This window comes from Streptomyces zaomyceticus, from assembly GCF_014656215.1.
In the GTDB taxonomy this organism is placed as follows: domain Bacteria; phylum Actinomycetota; class Actinomycetes; order Streptomycetales; family Streptomycetaceae; genus Streptomyces; species Streptomyces zaomyceticus.
Window position 1 is genome coordinate 89,099 of record NZ_BNBZ01000019.1, and the last position, 22,658, is coordinate 111,756.

Annotated in this window: 19 protein-coding genes and 1 pseudogene; 13 read left to right on the forward strand and 7 right to left on the reverse strand. The window is 72.0% G+C overall.

Annotation, left to right across the window (positions count from 1 at the left end; translation table 11 throughout):
- Positions 1–67: 67 nt before the first annotated feature.
- Positions 68–571, reverse strand: a pseudogene (locus tag IE311_RS23675) (hypothetical protein); the annotation flags it as partial.
- Between the two features lie 1,400 nt (positions 572–1,971).
- On the opposite strand from IE311_RS23675, the gene gcl reads away from it, so the two are divergent.
- Positions 1,972–3,750: a glyoxylate carboligase gene (gene gcl / locus IE311_RS23685; RefSeq protein ID WP_189833856.1), complete on the forward strand. Its 1,779-nt coding sequence runs from the start codon at positions 1,972–1,974 to the stop codon at positions 3,748–3,750.
- 12 nt (positions 3,751–3,762) lie between these two features.
- On the opposite strand, the gene IE311_RS23690 is transcribed toward gcl, so the two are convergent.
- Entirely contained in the window at positions 3,763–4,776 is a 1,014-nt protein-coding gene (locus IE311_RS23690; RefSeq protein WP_189833795.1) for an ArsR/SmtB family transcription factor, read from the reverse strand.
- Between the two features lie 57 nt (positions 4,777–4,833).
- Between IE311_RS23690 and IE311_RS23695 the strand changes: the two genes are divergently transcribed.
- Complete coding sequence (locus IE311_RS23695; RefSeq protein WP_189833796.1) at positions 4,834–6,060, forward strand: MFS transporter; 1,227 nt, start codon at positions 4,834–4,836, stop codon at positions 6,058–6,060.
- Here the strand turns inward: IE311_RS23695 and IE311_RS23700 are convergent.
- The 4 genes from IE311_RS23700 to IE311_RS23715 all read right to left on the reverse strand — a co-directional run bounded on the left by IE311_RS23700 (position 5,996) and on the right by IE311_RS23715 (position 10,591).
- Entirely contained in the window at positions 5,996–6,661 is a 666-nt protein-coding gene (locus IE311_RS23700; RefSeq protein ID WP_189833797.1) for an HNH endonuclease, read from the reverse strand. The genes IE311_RS23695 and IE311_RS23700 overlap by 65 nt on opposite strands.
- 476 nt (positions 6,662–7,137) lie before the next feature.
- Positions 7,138–8,595 carry a catalase gene (locus tag IE311_RS23705; protein ID WP_189833798.1) on the reverse strand — a complete coding sequence of 486 codons (1,458 nt, stop codon included), beginning with the start codon at positions 8,593–8,595 and terminating at the stop codon, positions 7,138–7,140.
- 188 nt (positions 8,596–8,783) lie between these two features.
- Positions 8,784–9,674, reverse strand: a complete 891-nt coding sequence (locus IE311_RS23710) for a 2-hydroxy-3-oxopropionate reductase (protein WP_189833799.1) — start codon at positions 9,672–9,674, stop codon at positions 8,784–8,786.
- An 83-nt stretch (positions 9,675–9,757) separates the two neighbouring features.
- The gene (locus IE311_RS23715; RefSeq protein WP_189833800.1) at positions 9,758–10,591 is read right to left on the reverse strand and encodes a TIM barrel protein; all 834 of its coding nucleotides are present in this window, start codon (positions 10,589–10,591) and stop codon (positions 9,758–9,760) included.
- A 140-nt stretch (positions 10,592–10,731) separates the two neighbouring features.
- Between IE311_RS23715 and IE311_RS23720 the strand changes: the two genes are divergently transcribed.
- The 9 genes from IE311_RS23720 to IE311_RS23760 all read left to right on the forward strand — a co-directional run bounded on the left by IE311_RS23720 (position 10,732) and on the right by IE311_RS23760 (position 18,726).
- The gene (locus IE311_RS23720) at positions 10,732–10,983 is read left to right on the forward strand and encodes a thiamine-binding protein (RefSeq protein ID WP_073907685.1); all 252 of its coding nucleotides are present in this window, start codon (positions 10,732–10,734) and stop codon (positions 10,981–10,983) included.
- Positions 10,984–11,027: 44 nt separating this feature from the next.
- On the forward strand, positions 11,028–11,366 hold the full coding sequence (locus tag IE311_RS23725) for a helix-turn-helix domain-containing protein (RefSeq protein ID WP_229902109.1): 339 nt from the start codon (positions 11,028–11,030) through the stop codon (positions 11,364–11,366).
- 155 nt (positions 11,367–11,521) lie between these two features.
- A complete protein-coding gene (uraD, locus tag IE311_RS23730; protein WP_189833802.1) occupies positions 11,522–12,037 on the forward strand; it encodes a 2-oxo-4-hydroxy-4-carboxy-5-ureidoimidazoline decarboxylase in 516 nt (171 codons plus the stop codon).
- Positions 12,034–12,423, forward strand: coding sequence for a hydroxyisourate hydrolase (gene uraH, locus IE311_RS23735; RefSeq protein WP_189833803.1), 390 nt, complete (start codon positions 12,034–12,036; stop codon positions 12,421–12,423). The genes uraD and uraH overlap by 4 nt, the downstream gene beginning before the upstream one ends.
- A 5-nt stretch (positions 12,424–12,428) precedes the next feature.
- Positions 12,429–13,352 carry a factor-independent urate hydroxylase gene (gene pucL, locus IE311_RS23740; protein WP_189833804.1) on the forward strand — a complete coding sequence of 308 codons (924 nt, stop codon included), beginning with the start codon at positions 12,429–12,431 and terminating at the stop codon, positions 13,350–13,352.
- Between the two features lie 70 nt (positions 13,353–13,422).
- Positions 13,423–14,829, forward strand: coding sequence for a nucleobase:cation symporter-2 family protein (locus IE311_RS23745; protein ID WP_189833805.1), 1,407 nt, complete (start codon positions 13,423–13,425; stop codon positions 14,827–14,829).
- 48 nt (positions 14,830–14,877) lie between these two features.
- On the forward strand, positions 14,878–16,266 hold the full coding sequence (locus IE311_RS23750) for an 8-oxoguanine deaminase (RefSeq protein ID WP_189833806.1): 1,389 nt from the start codon (positions 14,878–14,880) through the stop codon (positions 16,264–16,266).
- A gap of 304 nt (positions 16,267–16,570) precedes the next feature.
- A complete protein-coding gene (locus IE311_RS23755; protein WP_189833807.1) occupies positions 16,571–18,019 on the forward strand; it encodes a nucleobase:cation symporter-2 family protein in 1,449 nt (482 codons plus the stop codon).
- Positions 18,020–18,078: 59 nt separating this feature from the next.
- Positions 18,079–18,726, forward strand: a complete 648-nt coding sequence (locus IE311_RS23760; RefSeq protein WP_189833808.1) for an aspartate/glutamate racemase family protein — start codon at positions 18,079–18,081, stop codon at positions 18,724–18,726.
- On the opposite strand, the gene IE311_RS36810 is transcribed toward IE311_RS23760, so the two are convergent.
- Positions 18,665–19,561: a hypothetical protein gene (locus tag IE311_RS36810; protein ID WP_229902106.1), complete on the reverse strand. Its 897-nt coding sequence runs from the start codon at positions 19,559–19,561 to the stop codon at positions 18,665–18,667. The genes IE311_RS23760 and IE311_RS36810 overlap by 62 nt on opposite strands.
- A gap of 131 nt (positions 19,562–19,692) precedes the next feature.
- On the opposite strand from IE311_RS36810, the gene IE311_RS23775 reads away from it, so the two are divergent.
- Complete coding sequence (locus IE311_RS23775; RefSeq protein ID WP_229902107.1) at positions 19,693–20,667, forward strand: fibronectin type III domain-containing protein; 975 nt, start codon at positions 19,693–19,695, stop codon at positions 20,665–20,667.
- A gap of 131 nt (positions 20,668–20,798) precedes the next feature.
- Entirely contained in the window at positions 20,799–22,589 is a 1,791-nt protein-coding gene (locus IE311_RS23780) for a hypothetical protein (protein ID WP_189833809.1), read from the forward strand.
- The last annotated feature ends 69 nt before the right edge of the window (positions 22,590–22,658 follow it).

Below are 22,658 nucleotides of genomic sequence, written 5' to 3' on the forward strand. Positions count from 1 at the left end.
GGATGCCGAGGTGTTGTGTGCGGTACGGTTCCGGGCCCCGGCGCCCTCCGACGTGCCGCCCCGTGCCTCAGGCGCCGCCCGAGGCCAGGTCGTCGGCGGCGGTGTTCACCGGCTGCGGGGTGCCGGTCAGGTCGAGGACGAAGAGCGGGAGCCCGATCTCGGCGGCCCGCGAGCGGGCCTCAGGGGTGTAGCCGGCGAGCGAGAAGAACACGCTCACCGCGGAGGTGCTCAATCCGTTCAGCCACAGGCACTCGACGGCCCGCAAACCGGTGGGCCGGGTGCTGGGGTCGACCTGTGCGACAAGACCCGGAGCCCGCAGATCCACCCCGGACGCGGGGCGCTCCTCGGGCTGCACGACGTCCCGGAACCCCAGCCAGCGCAGGTACCCGGCCGCCGCGGCGACCGCGTCCCGCGCGGTCCGGATCGTCAGCGGCCGGAACGTCCCGCGCACCGGGGCGGGGCGCGGGGCGGTCGGGGGCAGCGGGATGTGGGAGGGGTACCGCTCGGCGAACGTGCGGGGCCCGCCCGTGCGGGGCGGCGTCGTGGGGCGCCGGTGTGCGGCGGACCCGGGAGCGGAGCCGGCCCCGGGGACACCGGACCCTCGCCCGGCGCTGCCGGGACCCGTCCCCGCGCTGCCGGTCCCCGGATCCGTGCTGCCGGGGCCCGTATCCGCAGCCCCGAGACCCGTCTCCCCGCCACCGAGTCCGCCACCGTGTCCGGTGCCGGTGCCCGGGCCGGTGGACGCGGTGGTACCTCGCCCGCCCGAGGGGCCCGTACCGAACCACGCCGAGCCGGGCTCGACGGCCCGGTGGTGTGCCGTATCGGCGGAGCCGTCCGCACCGGGCGTGCGGGGCCCGTCCGCGGCGGCCGGGCCGGAGGGCGAGAGGGGGTCGGCGTCCGGGTCCGAAGGGGAGAACGGCGTCCGACCTGTGGAAGAACCGTCCTCGGCACCGGCCCCGCCGGCCCCACGGGCTCCGTCGAAACCGCCCCCGGTCCCACCCGCGAAGCCCCTGCTCGTGGCGTCCGCGCCGGCGCCCGTACCCCTGCCCCCGGCCGCCGTCCCGCCCGAGTCGGCTCGGTGCCGGCCGGGGAAGGACCCCTCCGTGCCGTGGCCGCCCCCGCCGGTCCCGCTCGCACCGCGCTCGTCCGTGCCGCTGCCGCTCACGCCCGGCCCGCCGAGCGCGCCCGGACCCGCACCCGCTCCCGTACCGCCGCCCGTTCCCGTCGGGGCGGCACCCGCTTCCGGCCACGACCCGGCGGTTCCGCCCGAGCCGCCGGAGCCACCGGCCGGACCGCGCGCTCCGGGGACGTGGAACGGCGGGTCGCCGGGGCGGCCGGGGACACCCGGTGCCGTGTCCCGGCCCGGCTGTCCGGTTTCGGCTGTCGTGCCGAGAGGTCCCGTCCGGTAGGGCGGCCCCGCGGCCTCGCCCGCCGTACGGGCCACCGCCTCCGTCCCGTCCGACGCGTCCACCGCCCTGACCGGCACCCGCAGGACCGTTCCGCAGCTGCAGCCCAGTTCCGGGTGGGGCCAGTCGTCCTCGCGGCCGCAGGCACCGCAGCGGACGGTGACCCATTCGTCCGTCCAGTTCCGGTGGGTGATGGGTTCCGCCGTCGCGCCCGCCGTGACCGGTGGCGCCACCGGGCTTCCGCACGCGCAGGGGAAGACGGGTGCCGCGTATGCCTGCGTGCGCAGGCATTCCGGGCAGCGCACCGGTACCGACTCGCCCACAACCAACCCCCTGTCGTTCGGTCCCATCGTCCACCCATCGACTGCCTCGGGGGAGGGTGTTCGGCCACTTCCGTGATCCCGCAGCGCGGACTTCTCTTGACGGCTCTCCGGAGCCCGACCTACATTGCTTCCGTATAGCAGAACAGTATTTCCGCATTACGGAAACAAGCCGCCCCGGGGTCCTGAGCCGACCGGTGGGCTTGGATCCGCCCGGCCGAAGCAGGAGCACTCCCATGCCTCGTATGACCGCCGCCGCAGCGGCCGTTGAGATCCTCAAGCGCGAAGGCGTCACCACCGCGTTCGGCGTGCCCGGCGCGGCGATCAACCCCTTCTACCGCGAGCTCAAGAACGTCGGCGGCATCGGCCACACGCTGGCCCGCCACGTCGAGGGCGCCTCCCACATGGCCGAGGGCTACACCCGTGCCAAGGCCGGCAACATCGGTGTCTGCATCGGTACGTCCGGCCCGGCCGGCACCGACATGATCACCGGCCTGTACTCGGCGATCGCCGACTCGATCCCGATCCTCTGCATCACGGGCCAGGCCCCGGTCTCGAAGCTCCACAAGGAGGACTTCCAGGCCGTCGACATCGCCTCGATCGCCAAGCCCGTCACCAAGAAGGCCACCACGGTCCTGGAGGCCGCGCAGGTCCCGGGCGTCTTCCAGGAGGCCTTCCACCTGATGCGCTCCGGCCGTCCGGGCCCGGTCCTCATCGACCTGCCGATCGACGTCCAGCTGACCGAGATCGAGTTCGACCCGGAGGCCTACGAGCCGCTGCCGGTCTACAAGCCGCGCGCCACCCGCGCCCAGGCCGAGAAGGCGCTGAACTTCCTCCTGGAGTCCGAGCGCCCGCTGATCGTCGCCGGCGGCGGCATCATCAACGCCGACGCCACCGACCTGCTGGTCGAGTTCGCCGAGGTGACCGGCATCCCGGTCATCTCCACCCTGATGGGCTGGGGCACCATCCCGGACGACCACGAGCTGGCCGCCGGCATGGTCGGTGTCCAGACCGCGCACCGCTACGGCAACGCGACCTTCCTGGAGTCGGACTTCGTCCTCGGCATCGGCAACCGCTGGGCCAACCGCCACACCGGCTACAACCTGGACGCGTACACCAAGGGCCGCAAGTTCGTCCACGTGGACATCGAGCCCACCCAGATCGGGAAGATCTTCGCCCCGGACTACGGCTTCGCCTCCGACGCCAAGGCCGCGCTGGAGCTCTTCGTCGAGATCGCCAAGGAGCTCAAGGCCGCGGGCCGGCTCCCGGACTTCTCCGCCTGGGCCGCCTCCGCGCAGGAGCGCAAGGCGACCCTGCAGCGCCGTACGCACTTCGACAACATCCCCCTGAAGCCGCAGCGCGTCTACGAGGAGATGAACAAGGCCTTCGGCCCGGAGACCCGCTACGTCACCACCATCGGTCTCTCCCAGATCGCGGCGGCCCAGTTCCTGCACGTCTACAAGCCGCGCAACTGGATCAACTGCGGCCAGGCCGGCCCGCTCGGCTGGACCATCCCGGCCGCCATCGGCGCCGCCACCGCCGACCCCGAGACCCCGATCGTCGCCCTCTCCGGCGACTACGACTTCCAGTTCATGATCGAGGAGCTGGCGGTCGCCGCCCAGCACAAGGTCCCCTACGTCCACGTCCTGGTGAACAACGCCTACCTGGGCCTGATCCGTCAGGCGCAGGGCGGTCTGGGGATCAACTTCGAGGTCAACCTCGAGTTCGAGAACATCAACACCCCGGAGATCGGCGTCTACGGCGTCGACCACGTCAAGGTCGCCGAGGGCCTGGGCGTCAAGGCGATCCGCGTCACCGACCCCGACAAGCTGGGCGAGGCGTTCGAGGAGGCCAAGAAGCTGGCCGTCGAGCACCAGGTCCCCGTCGTCGTCGAGGCCATCCTGGAGCGCATCACGAACATCGCGATGAGCAAGACGGTCGACATGAGCGATGTCACCGAGTTCGAGGAGCTGGCCACCGAGCCCGGCCACGCGCCGACCGCGATCAAGGCCCTCGCGGTCTGATCGTCCCCCTCGTCAGAGGGACCGACCCCCGCCCCGAGGAGCACCGGGGCGGGGGTCTCCCTGTGCCGCCACCAGCACCGCCCCCGCCTCCGTCCACTCGTACAGCACCGAACGGCCCGCCCGTCCCCGCCGTACGAGCCCGGCGTCGAGCAGTACCTTCAGATGGCGTCCCACCGAACCGAGTCCCTGACCGGTGAGTGCCACCAACTGGCTGGTGGACAGCGGTGATCCGAGCCGGACCAGCACCCCCGCGCGTGCCTGCCCGAGCAGGGTCCCGAGCGCCTCGGGCACGGCAGGGCCCGCCACGTCGGCCAGAACGCCCGCGCAGGGATAGACGATCGCGCTCCGCTCCGTCCCCTCCCACGACACCCAGCCGGTGGCCGGCGTCACCGGTACGAGCAGCAGCCGCCCCTCGACGAACGAACGCGCGGGGTAGTCGCGGGTGTTGACCTGGAGCCGGCCGTCGCCGAGCCAGCGCGTCTTCCCCGGGCACAGCTCGTCGAGCGCCGCCGCCCAGCCCGAGCGGCTCAGCCGTGCCGTCCGTGCCGTCACATCGGCCTCCAGCACGCGTCGCCGCCGTGTCCACTCCGGCAGCACCGTCTCCCGCCACACCCAGCCGAGTACGCCCGCGAGCCGCCGCGGCAGGTCGCGGGCCGAGCGCAGCGGCTCCGGCACCGGACCGCCGATCGCCACGGCCAACTGGTCGACGGCATCCGCCGGTCCGGTCGCGAGGACCGCCTCGACCTCCTCCTCGAAGCTCCGCTCGCGGTCGCCCGTCGGGGTGGGGGTGAGGAAGTCCGCGTTCCAGGTGGGTCCGATGGCCGCCCGCACCAGCAGCCCGTCGAGCGGATCGGCCGCGAGCCGCTCCCGGTACGCGGACAGGTGCCGGTCGAGCCAGGCGCGCTCGCCCGGGTGCGTCATCGCCCCCGCGTGCAGGGTCTTGAGCGAGGCGACCGTCTCGGCGAGCGGCGAGAAGACGAAACCGCTCCCCGCCAGGGTGTCCGTACCGATCTGCCACCAGCCCACGTTTCGCCTCCCCGCGAAACAGTACCGGCGGTCGGGGCGCTCCCCGAGACTCCCCGCATGCCCTGCTACCGCGATCTCTTCCGTACCCCCGAATTCACCCCGCTCTTCCTCACCGGCGCCGTCCACACCGCCGCCCAGACGGTCGTCGGGCTCGGGCTCGCCACGCTCGTGTTCCGCGCGACCGGCTCCCCGCTCCTCTCCGCGCTCGCGCTCTTCGGGCCCTCCCTCGCCCACCTGCTCGGGGCGACGACCCTGCTCTCGGCGGCCGACCGGCTGCCGCCGCGCGCGGCCATCGCCGGGATCGCGCTGTTCTTCTCCGTCGGCACCGCCGCCCTCGCGATCCCCGGGCTTCCCACCTGGGCGGTCTTCGCGGTCCTCCTCGCCGAGGGGCTCGCGGCCTCGCTCGGCGGCGGGGTGCGCCACGGCCTCCTGAACGAGATCCTCGCCCGCGAGGACTACCTGCTCGGGCGCTCGGTGACGAACATGTCCGTCGGCGTCTGCCAGATCCTCGGCTTCGCCGCCGGCGGTGTCCTGATCGCCGTCCTCGCGCCACGCGGCACGGTCCTCGTGGGCGCCGGGCTCTACCTCGCCGCCGCGCTCCTCGCCCGCCTCGGCCTCGGGGTGCGGCCGCCCCGCGCCGCGGGCCGGGCCTCGGTCGGCGAGACCTGGCGCACCAACCGCAGGCTGCTGTCCGCGCCGGCGCGGCGGCGCGCCTATCTCGCCCTCTGGGTGCCGAACGGCCTGATCGTGGGCTGCGAGTCGCTCTTCGTGCCGTACGACCCCGAGCGCGCCGGGCTCCTCTTCGCCTGCGCCGCGCTGGGGATGCTGGCCGGGGACACCGCGGTCGGCCGTTTCGTACCGGCGCGGCTGCGGGGCCGGCTCCGTTTCCCGCTCCAGGCGCTGCTGGCGGCCCCGTTCCTGGTCTTCGCCCTGGACCCGGCGCTGCCACTCGCGCTGCTCGCGGTGACGGTCTCGGCGATCGGGTACGGGGCGAGCCTCCTGCACCAGGAGCGGCTGATGGCCCTGGTGCCGGAGGAACTGAGCGGTCACGCCCTCGGCCTGCACAGCTCGGGGATGCTCGCCCTTCAGGGGGTGAGCGCGGCGCTCGCCGGCACCCTCGCCCAGTACACGTCGCCGCGCACCGGGATGGTGCTGCTCGCTCTCGCCTCGCTCGGCGTGACGTTCTCGCTGGCCCGGGCCGAGGCGAGGGCGCAGGACCCTACTCCGGTGCCGCCGAGCGGATCACGACCGTCTCCTCGCAGGGACCGTCGGCGAACAGTTTGAGCGCCTCCACCTCGTCCTTGTCGGCCGACAGACCCCAGCGCAGCTTGGTGGACACCCACTCTCCGACGTAACGGCAGTACCGGGCGGCGTCCGAGGGCACCCAGTCGGCCGGGTCCCGCCCCGCCTTGTCCTGCTTGCTGCGGGCGGTGACGGCGACGAGGGTCGCGGTGGCGCCCTGGTCGTTGGCGAACCTCTCGCGCCGGGCGGCCGTCCAGCCGGAGGCCCCCGACTCCCAGGCCTCGGTGAGCGGGACGAGGTGGTCGACGCCGAGGGCGGCGGGGTCGGAGACGCTCTGGCCGTCGTAGTACGAGATCCAGCGGCCGCCGGTCAGCGTGCAGCCCTCGCCGGTCTTCGGCGCGTCGACGGCCTCGGCGAGCAGGACCTCGGAGCGGGTGTCGCAGCCGTCCGTCGCGTCGAGACCGGCGTTCCAGTGCGGGAACGCGCCGGCCTGGAAGCCGTCCGGCTCCTCGGCCGCCTCGGTGAGCTCGGCGAGCGCGTCGGGCAGCATCACGACGTTCGCGGAGAGGGCGGGGGAGGGGGCGGCGAGCGGGGACAGGATGAGGGCGAGCGGGGTGAGCCCGCGCAACAGGTTCTTGATCACCTACGAGTGGATAGCGCCCACGGCGGGACGCGGTGGGCCCGAATCGCGGTGCGATCGCCCGAGCGGGTGCGGATCTTCACCGCAGAAACGATGCGCTGGCAGGCCCGCGCACACAAGAAGAGCGCGGAACCAGGGACCGTAAACCTGGTTCCGCGCCCTCCGGCTTGTACCCGCCCGACGGCACGAGGCTGGCGCGACAGGACGTTCGCGCCGCCGGGCGGAGTCTTCGGGTGGTGCTCTGCCTCCCCGGGGAGGGGGCGTTGGGACCGCGGCGGTGCCGACGGGCGGCCGGTGGTCCCCTTCTTTCAGGTCAAGAAGGGGGATCGGCGCCCTTACCACCGCACTGGCTCGACGCCGCCGCGGTCCTCACGCTTGTCCGGATCACCGGCCACCCCTCATCCGGGTCGGCGATCCGGACCACGTACGACACTGACCTCCCGTCAGGTGTCGTACGCAGTCTGGGTGTTGCTGGTCGGTCAGTCCTCGCGCAGGGCGTTGACGGCTTCGGCCACGCGCTTGCCGTAGTCCGCGTCGGCGGCGGCGAAGTGCGCGAGGTTCTTCTCGATGACGTCCTCGCGGGACACCTGGGAGAGACCGCCCGCGATGTTGGCGACGAGGCGCTTCTTCTCGTCCTCGGACATCAGCCGGTAGAGCTCACCGGCCTGGAAGAAGTCGTCGTCCTTGGTGTGCTGCGGCGCCTCGTGGGTGCCGGTCCAGCCGTGGATCGCGAGCGGGGCGGAGAGCGCCGCGTCGGTCTGGGTCGGGCCCTGGTACGAGTTGGGCTCGTAGTTCTTGTCGTGGCGCGAGCCCTGGCGGGTGGCCATGGCGCCGTCCCGGCCGTAGTTCTCCGCGACGGTCGCCTTGGGGGCGTTCACCGCGAGCTGGGTGTGGTTGACACCGAGGCGGTAGCGGTGGGCGTCCGCGTAGGCGAAGAGACGGCCCTGGAGCATCTTGTCCGGCGAGGGGCCGATGCCCGGGACGAAGTTGTTCGGGGAGAACGCGGCCTGCTCGACCTCGGCGAAGACGTTGTCCGGGTTGCGGTCGAGGACCAGCCGGCCCACGCGCTGCAGCGGGTAGTCGCTGTGCGGCCACACCTTGGTGAGGTCGAAGGGGTTGAAGCGGTAGTCCACGGCCTCGGCGGCCGGCATCACCTGTACGTACAGGGTCCACGAGGGGTTCACACCGCGCTCGATGGCCTGCAGCAGGTCGGTCTGGTGCGAGTTCGCGTCCTTGCCGACGAGCTCGGCGGCCTGGTCGGCGGAGAGGCTGCGGATGCCCTGGTTCGTCTTGAAGTGGTACTTGACGAAGAAGGCCTCGCCCGCCTCGTTGGTCCACTGGTAGGTGTGCGAGCCGTAGCCGTTCATGTGACGGTACGAGGCCGGGATGCCGCGGTCGCCCATGAGCCAGGTGATCTGGTGGGTGGCCTCGGGGGCGTGCGCCCAGAAGTCCCAGACGTTGTCCGCCTCCTGCTTGCCCGTGAAGGGGTCGCGCTTCTGGGAGTGGATGAAGTCGGGGAACTTGATCGGGTCCTTGATGAAGAACACCGGGGTGTTGTTGCCGACGAGGTCGTAGTTGCCCTCTTCGGTGTAGAACTTCAGCGCGAAGCCGCGCGGGTCACGGACCGCGTCCGCGCCACCGAGCGAGTCGGCGACGGTGGAGAAGCGGATGAACGTCTCGGTCTTCCTGCCGACCTCGCCGAGGAAGTTCGCCTTGGTGAAGCCGGTGACGTCGTCGGTCACCTCGAAGTAGCCGTACGCGCCGGAGCCGCGGGCGTGGACCACGCGCTCCGGGATCCGCTCACGGTTGAAGCGCGCGAGCTTCTCCAGCAGGTGCTGGTCCTGGAGGAGGAGAGGGCCACCGACGCCGGCGGTGGCGGAGTTCTGGTTGTCGGCGACGGGGGCGCCGGACTCGGTCGTAAGCACGCGCTTCGACATCGTGACCTTCCGTACGGGAGCTCTGCTGACGGTGCGAGGAGCGTAAATTCGGCTCGAACGTGACGTCAACAGTTTGTTGAAAAGGAAGTGTGGTGTTCCGGTCGGCGGCGACGCCTGGGCGCGACAGGACAGGTGTCAGCGCCGCCGCCGACCGGAAATCTGGGGCCCCCGCTCACGGGGGCGACGGGTCAGACCTGCTGGCCGGAGAGACGCTCGACGGCGCGGAGCAGGGCCGAGTGGTCCAGGCCGCCGTCACCCTGGGCGCGCAGCGAGGCCACGAGCTGGGCGACGACCGCGCCGACCGGGAGGGCCGCACCGACATTGCGGGCGGCGTCGGTGACGATGCCCATGTCCTTGTGGTGCAGGTCGATCCGGAAGCCGGGCTTGAAGTCCCGGTTCAGGAAGTTGTCCTTCTTGCGGGTCAGCACGGTCGAGCCGGCCAGACCGCCGTTGAGGACGTCGAGGGCGGCCACGAGGTCCACACCGGACTTCTCGAGGAAGACCACGGCCTCGGCGCAGGCCTGGATGTTGACCGCGACGATCAGCTGGTTGGCGGCCTTCACCGTCTGGCCGGAGCCGTGCGGGCCGCACAGGACGATGGTCTTGCCGAGGGCCTCGAGGATCGGGAGGGCCTCGTCGAAGTCGGCCTTCTCGCCACCGACCATGATCGAGAGGACGGCCTCGATGGCGCCGGCCTCGCCGCCGGAGACGGGCGCGTCGATGACGCGGATGCCCTTCTCCTTGGCGTTCTTGGCCAGGTCGACCGAGGTCTGCGGGGTGATCGAGGACATGTCGACGATCAGCGCGCCCTGCCTGGCGTTCTCCAGGATGCCGTCGGGGCCGTAGGAGATGGCCTCGACCTGCGGGGAGGCGGGCACCATCGTGATGATCACGTCGGCGTCCTTGACGGCCTCGGCGATCGACGCGGCGGAGGTGCCGCCGGCCGCGGTGAGGCGGTCCAGCTTGTCCTGCTCCAGTGTGAAGCCGGTGACGGAGTAACCGGCCTTGATCAGGTTCTCGGACATGGGGGAGCCCATGATGCCGAGGCCGATCCAAGCGATCTTGGGGAGGTTGCTCATGAGGGTGCCTCTCAAAACAAGGTGGTACGGGGGAGGGTCTCGGCCTGCCGGTCAGCGGGGCGGCCGTCCGGCGGGGCGGCCGGTCAGCGGGCCGGGCGGGCCTCGGCCGGGAGCCACTCGAAGGACGCGGCGGCGTCGGCGGCCTTGTACTCCAGGCCGATCCAGCCCTCGTACCCGGCCTTCTTCAGCTCGTCGAGGAGCTGCTCGAGCGGCAGGTCGCCGGTGCCCGGCGCGCCGCGGCCCGGGTTGTCCGCGATCTGGACGTGGCCGGTCTTCGCCGCGTACTGGGCGATGACCTGGCCGACGTCCTCGCCGTTCATCGACAGGTGGTAGATGTCGAGGAGGAACTTGGCGTTGCCGAGCCCGGTCGCCGCGTTGACCTTGTCGACGACCTCGATCGCGGAGGGGGCGCTCACCAGCGGGTAGAGCGGCGACTCCGGCTTGTTGAGGGTCTCGACGAGGAGGATCGCACCGATCCGGTCGGCCGCGCGGGCGGCCAGGACCAGGTTCTCCAGGGCGAGGGTGTCCTGGATCTGCGGGTCGACGCCCTCCACGCGGTTGCCGTAGAGCGCGTTGAGCGCCTTGCAGCCGACCGAGGCGGCGAAGTCGGCGGCCACCTCGATGTTGGTGCGGAAGCGGTCCGACTCGTCCCCGGGCACGGAGAGGGCTCCGCGGTCCGGGCCGGGGAGCTGCCCGGCGTAGAAGTTCAGGCCCACCAGCTGGGTGCCGGCGTCCTCAAGGGCTTTCCTGAGGGCGTCGAGCTCGCTCTGCTCGGGGGTGGCGGTGTCGATCCAGGGCCACCACAGCTCGACCGCGGTGAAGCCCGCCGCGGCGGCGGCCGCGGGGCGCTCCAGGAGCGGGAGTTCCGTGAAGAGGATCGACAGGTTCACATCGAAGCGCTGGTCCGTGAATCCCATGAGGGGCGGCGCTCCTTCCGTATCGCGGAAGTAAGTTTCTGTCTGACGGAATGTTGCAAGGAGGGCGAGGTGCTTGTCAAGAGGTCCCCGCAGGTCCGGGGCTCCCGTAGGCGGGAGTGGGGCCGTAGCGTGGGGCCATGGTGCGTTTGAGAGTGGAGTTCACGACCGAGCCGTTCGACCTCGACGAGGCGCCGGCGCACGCGGTCGTGGCCCGTGAGGTCATCCAGTCGGCGGAGCTGGATGCGGTCGACGTCGGCCCCTTCGGCAATACGGCGGAAGGGGGCGCCGACGAGGTGCTCACCGCCGTCGACGCGCTGCTGCGCGAGTCGCTCGCCGCCGGGGCCACCCGTGTCTCGCTCCAGGTGAACGTGATCGGGGAGGGCGAGAAGTGAACGAGCACCCCTTGGTCGCCGCGGTGAAGCCCCTGGTCGACGCCATGGGCGCCGAGCTCCTCGTCCCCGCGCAGGCGGAGGCCGACGACGTCGTCCTGGCCTGGGAGGGCGAGGACGTGCTCGCCGTACGCCTGCCCCAGCTGTCCGAATCCCTCGATCACATCCTGGCGGCGATGGAGCGGCGGCACGGGATGCCGCTGGCCGAGCTGGACCGCAAGGCCAAGCAGGAAGCCGTCCGGCTCCTGGAGGCCCGAGGGGCTTTCTCGGTGCGCCACGGAGTGGAGACGGTGGCGGGTGCACTGGGTGTCAGCCGCTTCACCGTGTACAACTACCTCAACAGGGAGACCGCCCTGAGCAGGGAAAAGGCCGCCAAGGGCGAGTAGTTGATCATGTGTGACCGTAAGCCGTCGTCCGGATGTCGGGACGACGGCTTTTGCGTGGCCGAGTTTTCAACAAAGTGTTGACGTTGTGTTGCGGAGGGCGTTAGCTATCCGCAGCCCGTCCGACGCACAGCGAAAAACAGCCACGGAGGCTTCCCGTGACTTCAGGTACGACACCGGGCCTCACCCGGTTCAACACCTCGGCGGACAGCGAGGCCCTCGCCGCGCTCCACGAGGTGTGTTCCAGTTCGGCGTGGGGGAGCAAGATCCTCGCCCAGCGCCCGTACACCACCGCCGAAGCTCTCTTCCTCGCAGGCGACGCCGCCATGGCCGAACTGACCGCCGAGGACCTTGCCGAAGCGATGGCGGGGCACCCGCCGATCGGTCGTCCGAAGGCCGGGGACCCGACCTCCTCCCGCGAACAGAGCGGGATGGCCGACGCCTCCGCGGAGCTCAAGACCGAGATGCTCGAACTCAACCTGGCCTACCAGGACCGGTTCGGACACGTCTTCCTCATCTGTGCCACCGGCCTGACCGGCGAGCAGATGCGCGACGCGCTCCGGCAGCGGATCGGCAACTCGCCCGAGGAGGAGCGGGAGATCGTCCGCACCGAACTGGGCAAGATCAACCGCATCCGGCTGAACCGACTCGTAGAGGAAGAGAGCTCCGCATGAGCACCGACACCACGGCCTCGGTGTCCACCCACATCCTGGACACCAGCGTCGGCCGCCCTGCCGAGGGCGTCTCCATCACGCTCGCGGCCCGCAGCGGCTCCGACGCGGAGTGGGTCGCGCTCGGAGGTTCGGCCACCGACGCGGACGGACGTTGCAAGGACCTGCCGGCGCTGCCGGAGGGCACCACCCACGTACGCCTCGACTTCGAGGTCGAGACGTACTTCTCCAAGAAGCAAGCCGAGGCGCAGCAGGACGCCCCCCGCGTAAGGGACAGCGGTGCGTTCTTCCCCGAGGTGGCGATCACGTTCGCCGTCACCCCGGGTGAGCACTACCACGTACCGCTGCTGCTCAACCCGTTCGGCTACTCCGTATACCGAGGGAGCTAGCAGACATGCCCACGATTCTCGGCCAGAACCAGTACGGCAAAGCAGAGAACCGCGTCGTCAAGATCACGCGGGACGGCGACACCCACCACATCAAGGACCTGAACGTCTCCGTCGCCCTCTCCGGCGACCTCGACGACGTCCACCTCACCGGCTCCAACGCCCACTGCCTCCCCACCGACACGACGAAGAACACCGTCTTCGCGTTCGCCAAGGAGTACGGCATCGAGTCCGCCGAGCAGTTCGGCATCCACCTCGCCCGCCACTTCGTGACGAGCCAGGAGCCGATCAAGAAGGCGCGCATCCGGATCGAGGAGTACTCCTGGGAGCGCATCGCGTCCTCCGAGGCCAACTCCAAGTTCATCGGGGCCGAAGAGGTCAACCACTCCTTCGCCCGCAAGGGCCAGGAGACGCGGGTCACCCAGATCACCTACGACGGCGAGCGCTGGGAGATCATCTCCGGCCTCAAGGACCTCGTCGTCATGAACTCCACCAACTCGGAGTTCTGGGGCTACATCAAGGACCAGTACACGACGCTCCAGGAGGCGTACGACCGCATCCTGGCCACGCAGGTGTCCGCCCGCTGGCGCTTCAACTGGACCGACGACGACCAGCGGATGCCCAACTGGGAGCGGTCCTACGAGCAGACCAGGAAGCACATGCTCGAGGCCTTCTCGGAGACGTACTCGTACTCCCTCCAGCAGACGCTGTACCAGATGGCCACGCGCATCATCAACCACCGCTCGGAGATCGACGAAGTCCGCTTCTCGCTCCCGAACAAGCACCACTTCCTGGTCGACCTCGAGCCCTTCGGCCTCAAGAACGACAACGAGGTCTACTACGCCGCCGACCGCATGTACGGCCTCATCGAGGCCACCGTCCTCCGCGACGGAGCCACGGCGCAGATCCCGGTCGACATGACCAACCTCTAAGCGGCATCTGAGTGCGGCCCCCGGCCCGCCCGCAGTCGGGCGGGGGCCGCACCGGACCGGAGGGATTCTCATGGCACAGCCCGCAAAGGGGCCGGCGCACGCCGAAGGCCCGTGTTCCACCCCGCCGGACACCACCCCGCAGGTCCATCCGGTGGACGAAAAGCTTCCCGCCTCGCGGCTCGTCCCCGCGGCGCTCCAGCACATCGCCGCGATGTACGCCGGCGTGGTCACCCCTCCGCTGATCATCGGCCAGGCCGTCGGCCTGGACGCGGCCGGGATGACCCGGCTCATCGCCGCCAGTCTGCTCATCGCCGGCTGCGCGACCATCCTGCAGACCCTCGGCATCCGCCGCTTCGCCGGCAACCGGCTGCCGTTCGTCAACGCCGCCTCCTCCGCCGGAATCGCGCCGATGCTCGCCATCGCCGAGACCAGCGCCCCCGGCCACCAACTCCCCGCCATCTACGGCGCGGTGATGGTCGCCGGAGTCTTCTGCCTCGCCGTCGGCCCCTTCTTCGGCAGGCTCCTGCGCTTCTTCCCGCCGCTCGTCACCGGCGTCGTGATCACCCTCATCGGGGTCACCCTGATGCCCGTGCCCGTCGGCTGGGCGCAGGGCGGCGACCGGACCGCCGCCGACTTCGGCGCCATGAAGTACCTGGCGCTCGCCGGCTTCACCCTCGTCGTCATCCTGCTCTTCCAGCGCTTCGGCAAGGGCTTCGTCAAGCAGATCGCCCTGCTGCTCGGCCTCTTCATCGGCACCCTCGCCGCGATCCCCTTCGGGATGGCCGACTTCACCGCCCTGCGCGAGGCGCCCGTCGCGGCCCTGCCCGCCCCCTTCGCCTTCGGCGCCCCCGAGTTCCAGCCCGCCGCGATCCTCTCCCTGTGCATCGTCATGCTGGTCCTCATGACCGAGTCCAGCGCCGGCATGCTCGCCCTCGGCGAGATCTGCGAGCGGCGCAGCGACGGCCGGACCATCACCCGCGGACTGCGCACCGACGGCATCGCCACCCTGCTCGGCCCCGTCTTCGGCGGCTTCCCGACCTCGGCCTTCGCCCAGAACGTCGGCGTCGTCTCGCTGACCCGGGTGCGCTCCCGGTACGTGGTCGCCGTCGCCGGCGGAGCCCTGCTGGTCCTCGGCGCCTTCCCCGTGCTCGGCGCGGTCGTCTCGACGGTCCCGATGCCCGTCCTCGGCGGCGCAGGCATCGTCCTCTTCGGCTCGATCGCGGTCAGCGGCATCCGCACCCTGTCGGAAGCCGGACTCGACGACAGCTCCAACATCATCCTGGTGGCCGTCGCGCTCGGAGCGGGCATCATCCCGCTCGCCGCTCCCACCTTCTACGCCGAATTCCCCGCCTGGGCGCAGACCGTGCTCGGCTCCGGCATCAGCGCGGGCGCGCTCGTCGCCGTCCTGCTGAATCTGTTCTTCCACCATCTCGGCACCCGGAGCCGTCACACGGCCCCGGCACTCAAATCCTCCTAGGGTCCTGCCGTGCCCACTCCACCCCAGAGGAATGAAGGAACCACCGCCATGGCAGCACCTGCGGCAGCCCAGCGCATCGTCATCGAGAACGCGGCGATCGCGACCGTCGACGCGAACGACACCGAGTACGCCTCCGGCTACCTCGTCGTCGCCGACAACAAGATCGAGTCCATCGGTGCCGGCAAGGCTCCCGAGGGCCTGGAGAACGTGGTCCGGCGCATCGACGCCACCGGCCACCTCGTCACGCCCGGTCTCGTCAACACCCACCACCACTTCTACCAGTGGATCACCCGGGGACTGGCGACCGACCACAACCTCTTCAACTGGCTGGTCGCGCTCTACCCGACGTGGGCGCGGATCGACGAGCAGATGGTGCGTGCCGCCGCCCGGGGTTCGCTGGCCATGATGGCCCGCGGTGGTGTGACCACCGCGATGGACCACCACTACGTGTACCCGGTGAACTCCGGCGACCTCTCCGGCGCCATCATCGGCGCGGCCTCCGAGATGGGGGTCCGCTTCACCCTCGCCCGCGGCTCCATGGACCGCAGCGAGAAGGACGGCGGCCTGCCGCCGGACTTCGCCGTCGAGACCACCGAGGGCGCGCTCGCCGCGACCGAGGAGACGGTGAAGAAGTACCACGACGCCTCCTTCGACGCGATGACCCAGATCGCCGTGGCGCCCTGTTCGCCCTTCTCCATCTCCACCGAGCTCCTCCGGGAGGGCGCGGCGCTCGGCCGTCGTCTGGGCGTGCGCATGCACACCCACGGCTCGGAGACCGTGGAGGAGGAGAAGTTCTGCCACGAGCTCTTCGGCATGGGCCCGACGGACTACTTCGAGTCCACCGGCTTCCTCGGCGAGGACGTGTGGATGGCGCACTGCGTCCACATGAACGACTCCGACATCGCGGCCTTCGCCCGCACCAAGACCGGTGTGGCGCACTGCCCCTCCTCCAACGCGCGTCTGGCCGCCGGCATCGCCCGCGTCCCCGACATGCTGAAGGCGGGCGTACCCGTCGGCCTCGGTGTCGACGGCACCGCCTCCAACGAGTCCGGCGAGCTCCACACCGAGCTGCGCAACGCGCTCCTCATCAACCGGCTCGGCGCCCACCGCGAGGCCGCGCTCAACGCCCGCCAGGCCCTGCGCCTCGGCACCTTCGGCGGAGCCCAGGTCCTCGGCCGCGCCGACAACATCGGCTCCCTCGAGGCCGGCAAGCTCGCCGACTTCGTCCTGTGGAAGATCGACGGCCTCGGCCACTCCACCATCGCCGACCCGGTCACCGCCATCGTCTTCGGCGCGGCGGCCCCGGTCACGGCCTCCTTCGTCAACGGCAAGCAGATCGTCGAGAACGACCGGCTGCTCACCGTCGATGAGGACACCATCGCGCGCGAAGCGCGCGCGGAGGCACAGCGTCTGGCCCGCATCGCGGCCCAGGGCTGACCCTCCCCATGGAGTCCGACCGAGGGGGACGGCCCTCGGTCGGTCGCCGCGGACCCGAGCGGGGTCCGCGGCAGCCCGACCGGGAGGTGCCGAGCGCAGAAGACCTCGGCACCTCCCGGAACGGTGATGTGCGCCCGCGCCCCCACCGGGCGCCCTCACCGGGCATTCCGTCCCGCGCCGCGACTCCCCGCGCGCACCCCGCACCACCCCGCAACGAGCCGCACCTCCTGCACCCCGCACCGCATCGCACCACCTCCCTGAACCCCGCGTCACCGCCGACGTGTAACCGACCGGAGGAACCGCCGTGGCCGCCAAGCCCCAGGTTCGCAATGCACAAGACGCAGGCTCCGCCCCCGACGACCGCGAGACACATCCGGTCGACGAGACGTTGCCCCCACTGAAGATGGTCACCAGCGGCCTCCAGCACGTGGCCGCCATGTATGCCGGGGTCGTCGCCCCGCCCCTGATCGTCGGAGCGGCCGTCGGCCTCTCCGGCACCGAACTCACCTTCCTGACCGGCGCCAGCCTCTTCACCGCGGGTCTCGCCACCTTCCTCCAGACGCTCGGGGTCTGGAAGATCGGCGCCCGGCTGCCGTTCGTCAACGGCGTCACCTTCGCCGGCGTCGCACCGATGCTCGCCATCGTCGACACCACCGACGACAAGGCCGACGCGCTCCCCGTCATCTTCGGCGCGATCATCGTGGCCGGACTCCTCGGCTTCCTCGCCGCCCCGTGGTTCTCCCGCCTCGTGCGGTTCTTCCCACCGGTCGTCACCGGCACCGTGATCACCCTGATAGGCGTGTCCCTCCTCCCGGTCGCCTTCGGCTGGGCGCAGGGCCCCAACCCCGCGGCCGAGGACTACGGTTCGACCACGTTCCTCTCCCTCGCAGGCATCACCCTGGTCGTCGTCCTGCTGATCCGTCGCTTCACCCGCGGCTTCCTCAAGCAGATCGCCGTTCTCGTCGGCCTCGTCATCGGCACGCTGATCGCCATCCCGTTCGGCGTCACCGACTTCTCCCCGGTGACCGAGGCGGACATCGTCGGCTTCCCGACGCCGTTCCACTTCGGCGGCCCGCAGTTCGCCCTCGCCGCGATCATCTCCATGTGCGTGGTCATGCTGGTCTCCATGACCGAGTCGACCGCCGACATGCTGGCGCTCGGCGAGATCGTCGAACGGCCCGCCGACGAGAAGACCATCGCGGCCGGACTGCGCGCCGACACCCTCGGCTCCGCGATCAGCCCGTTCTTCAACGGCTTCATGTGCAGCGCCTTCGCGCAGAACATCGGCCTGGTCGCGATGACCCGGATCCGCAGCCGCTTCGTCGTCGCCTGCGGCGGTGGCTTCCTGGTCCTGATGGGCCTCTCGCCGGTCGCCGCCTCCCTGATCTCGGTCGTCCCCCGGCCGGTCCTGGGCGGTGCGGGCGTCGTCCTCTTCGGCTCGGTCGCCGCCAGCGGCATCCAGACCCTCGTCAAGGCCGGTCTGGAGAAGGACAACAACGTGCTGATCGTGGCCGTCTCACTCGCCGTCGGCATCATCCCGATCACCGCGCCGGAGTTCTACCACGCCTTCCCCGAGACGGCGAAGATCATCCTGGACTCCGGCATCTCGACCGGCTGCGTCGCCGCGGTCCTGCTCAACGTGGTCTTCAACCACCTGGGCCGAGGCCGGGACGACGACGAGGTCACCGCCCCGATGGAGCCCGGCGACGAGATCTCGGGCAGCCACTCGGCCAAGGCGGCGCACGTCCACTGAACCGCCCCGTCGCCCCACCGCCAGCCCCGGTCCCCGCGCACGCCGCGGGGCCCGGGGCCGTGGTGCTGATCAACCCCAACACCTCCACCGCCACGACCGCGATGATGACCGCCGTCGCCCGGCGCACCCTGGGCCGGGCCCTCGCCGTCCGGGGCGTCACCGTGTCCGGTGGACCGCGCATGCTCACCGACCCGGCGGCCCTGCGCGCCGCCGCCCCCGAGGTCCTCGCCGCCGGCCTCCGCGCCGCGGCCGGCGGCGACAGCGCCGCGCTCCTCGTCGCCGCCTTCGGCGACCCGGGCGTCGCGGAGCTGCGCGGGGCGACCGACCTGCCCGTCATCGGGCTCGGCGAGGCCGCCCTCACCGAGGCGGCCGCGGGCGGGACCCCCTTCGGCATCGCCACCACGACACCGCTTCTGGCCGACTCCATCACGGCCCAGGTGACGGCCCTCGGCCTCACCGACCGGTACACGGGCCTGCGGCTCACCCCGGGCACCCCCGAACACCTCTCCGCCCACCCCGAGTTGCTCCTCGACGCACTCGAACGGGCGGTCCGCGCCTGTGCGGAACGCGACGGGGCACGCGCCGTCGTGATCGGCGGCGGCCCGCTCGGCGAGGCCGCGGAGGAGCTCCGCTCCCGCTGCGCGGTCAGGATCGTGGCCCCGATCCCGGCGGCATGCCGGGCGATCGTCCGTCGGCTGTCCGGCTGACGCCCGCAGGCATCGCAGGCACCGGAGGCATCGCGGGCACCGGGGGTTCCGAGGGTGTCGGAGGTACGGCCGGCGGCGCGGGCGAAGAGGTCCTCGGCCGCGCGCCCGCTCGCCCCTCCACCGCGATCCGGCGCCGGCACTCGCCCTCCAGCGCGGGGTACGCGGCGGCGATCGCCTCGTACAGCCGCCGCCGCAGCAGCCGCTCGGCCTCACCGCGGCCCGTCTCCCCGTACAGCCCGTCGAGCAGCGCCTCGTAACGCGACAGCGCATGGCGCAGATAGCTCACCTGCCACCGCGCGAGCGCCCCGCGGGGCAGTTCGGCGGGGGTCTTCGACGGCGCCTCGGTACGAGCCTTCGGCGGCACCCCGGTGCGCGCCCCCGACGTCTCGGCGATGGCCACCTGCGGCGCGTCGCGGGCGCCCTTCGGCATCGCCTCCGTGGCAGGCCGGGGCGCGCCGGCGGGCGTCCCGGGGCTCCGCGCCCCCAGCAGTTGTCGATGGCGCACCGCCCGGCGCTCCAGTTCGGGCCCGGGAAGCCGGGGGACCTCGATCGGTTCCGCGCGGATCGCGGCCAGGACGGCGCCACGGCGCCGCTCGGCGTACGCCGCGGCGGCCGAGGACCGGGCCGGGGAGAGCGTCGACGTCTCCGCGAACTCGGGTGTCCGCTCCACCGTTTCGACCCGGGCCAGGAGGTAGAGCCGCAGGGGCGCGAGGGACCAGCGACGCGGGTCGCGGCCCTGGACGTCGGGCGTGCCGAGCAGGTCCCGGACCATCGTGTCGGTCCAGCCCCGGCGGCGAACCCCGGCGAGCGTCACATAGGTCGTACGGTCCGTCATGATTCCCCCAGATTCGACTACGGAGAGTGATGTTCTCAGTGAAGCGCACGCCACTGACAACGCCCTCTTGCCGGGGTCGTCCCGCCTGTGGGATATAGGTCCAGACCTTTCCGACGGACGGAGGCCGGATCGTGCACCCCCCACAACGCCCGCTCCCCGCAAGCCTGTTGATCACCCTCCTGCTCACGCTCGCCCTCACCGGGTGCTCGGCCGCCGCCGCCCCCGAGGTCGAGGACACCCGGGCCCCCACCATTCCCACCGGCGTCACCGCGACCGCGGGCAGCGCGAGCACCGTCCACGTGATGTGGAGCGCGGCCACCGACGACCGCGCCGTCACCGGATACGCGGTCTACAGCGAGGGACGCAAGGTCAGGACGCTCCCCGCCACCACCCTCATGACCGACGTCGTCGGACTCGCCCCCGCCACCGTCCACCGCTTCACGGTCCGCGCCCACGACGCCGCCGGCAACGTCTCGCCCCCGAGTGCCACCGTCACCGCGACCACCCTCCGCGCCGCCGCCGAGGACCGCACACCCCCCACCACGCCGTCCGCGCTCCGTGCCACCCCCGACGGCGGCCGTGCCGTCACCCTCCGCTGGTCCGCCTCCAAGGACGACACCCGGGTCACCGCCTACGACATCTACCAGGCCGACACCCGCATCCACACCGTCCCCGGCACCGCCACCACCGCCCACGTCACCGGACTGCGCCCCGGCACCGCCTACGCGTTCACCGTCCGCGCCCGCGACGCCGCCGAGAACTCCTCCGCGGACAGCGCCCCCGCCGACCTCACCACCGTCCCGTCCCCGGGCGCACCGGCGAACACGGCCCCCACCCGCCTCGCCGTCACCGCGGTCAGGAGCGAGATCACCGTCACCTGGACCCCACCGGACGCGGGCGCCCCGGTGACCCATCACGAACTCCACCTCAACGGCCGCTTCGCCACCACCATCATCTGGGGCACCACCCCGCCCCCCGGCCGCGCCACCTACACCTTCCCGGTCCAGGACCCCCCGGGCACCCGCTACACCGTCACCCTCCGCGCCCGGCTCCCCGACGGCACCTGGGGCGACTTCTCGGCACCCCGGACGGTGGTGGTGCGCTGACGTGTTCGACCGGGGCGTCGGACCGTCACATCTCGGCCCGCCGTCTCCCCGCCGGGGGATTCCGCCCCTGATTCAGCCCCGTCGCCTGCGTCGTACGCCCGATTCGTCCCCGCCGAACTACCCTGGGAAGCGTGGCCGAGACCGTTCTCACCAACACCGGGCTCGACAGCTTCCTCGACGGAGCACCCGAGCGCCGCGATCCCGTTTTCGTGCGTGCCGCCGAAGCGGTGCTGGGCCTGTTGGCCCTCCGAGGGGCCGACCGGGAGAGCGGGGTGCCCGAGCCCACGCCCGGTCTGGTCCGACAGCTCCTGGTCGAGGACCTGCCGACGTTCGTCTACGCCCCGCCCGGAACGCTCGCCGCCTACCCCGCCGTCGTCGGGCGTCTCGCGGCGCGCTTCGACGGAGAACGGGGGGAGCGCGTCGCCGTCGCGCTCGGCGAGACCACCGGCGACTTCGAGCGGGCCATGACCGACCCCGGGAACCTCACCTGGCACCGCTGGTACGCCTCGCTGCTGCGCACCTGCGGCGCCGACCTCGCCGACCCCGAGGACGTCCGGCGCCGCCTCGCAGCCCTCGACGGGGCGCCGCTGCCCGACGGTGTCCACCGGGCCGACCTGATGGGGCGGACGGCGCTCGCGGACGTCCTGCTCTCCGAGGCCCTCACACGCGCGTACGTACGGGATGCCGAGGCGCCGCCCGCCGCCGGGCCGCTGCTCACCGACCACGCCGTCGCGACCGGGATCGCGCAGGTGGCCGCCGCCCTCCAGGACCGGTGGACCGCCGCCGGGCTGGCCGAACAGCTCGCCGGGCCGTACGCGCGCTTCGCGCCCGGGCCCGACGCCTTTCCGCACCTCGTCCTGGCCGACGCCCTTCTGGACGAGCACCTGGACCACTACGGGGACGTCGCCCTCCCCGTACCCCCGCCGCCCGCCGTCGAGGCCGGGCCCTTCGAGGCGGACGCGGACGCCCTCATCGCCGCCGTCGAGGAGCTGACGGAGGAGGAGTTCGAGCCGTACGGCGGGGAGGCCCCGCATCTGCTGTACGTGGTCTACCGGCGCGGCTGTTCGGCCGAGTCCGTCGCCCGCAAGGCCGCCGAGTACGAGGACTGGGCCGTCGATCCGGACCTGGAGGACGTGCCCGTACCCGTACCGGCCGAGGTGCCGCCCGGGCCGTACACGCCCCCGCCCCTGCCGGAGCTCGTGCGACTCGTGGGCGCGGCGGACCTGACCGAGGCCGACCGGGCCCGGCTCGAAGGACCCGCCCGCGACCTGGCCGTCGTCGTGGACCGGCTCGCCGCCACCGGCCTGGTCTTCCGTGCCGGGGACGCCTTCGGGCTCACCCCGCGCGGTGCCGGGGTCGTGCGCTATCTGCTCGGGGTGCGGGGGATCGCCGCCCCCGACGTCACCGAGGTCACGGGATGGGCCGCGCCCGACGTCGTGGCCGCCGCCGGTGGCTGGCCGGCCTCCGTCGCCTCGTGCGTGCTCGCCGACTGGCTCCACGCGCGCGGGGACGGCTCCGACGCCTGGTCCCAGCTGCTCGCCGCGCTCGGCACCGTCCACGCCGGCACCTCCGACGCCGCCGCCGTCCGTGGGCTCTTCGCCGCCCTGGACACCTCCACCGCCCCGCCCGACGCCCTGCGGGGCGCCCTGCGCGACCCGGTGGTCGGCGCGTACGCCCATCAGGCCCTGCGGGGGCGGGGCGAGCCCTCCGACCTGATCCAGGTACGGATCTCGGCGCGGGCGCTGTTCCTGCTCGACGCGCTGCCGGCCAAGCAGGGGCCCCTGGAGTCCCGCCGTACCGCCTTCGACACGGCGGCCGCGTCCTGGCCGGGCGGTTCCGCCGCCCTGGTCCGGGCGATGGCCGCGGCCGACCGGCATGAGACGGAGCGGGTGCTCGGCCCGCTCGGTCTCGTCCCGCACTGAGACCCGGGTACGCCGAGGGACGCTCCGGCCGGTACAGGTGCCGACGCGTGTCGGCACCTGTACCGAGGT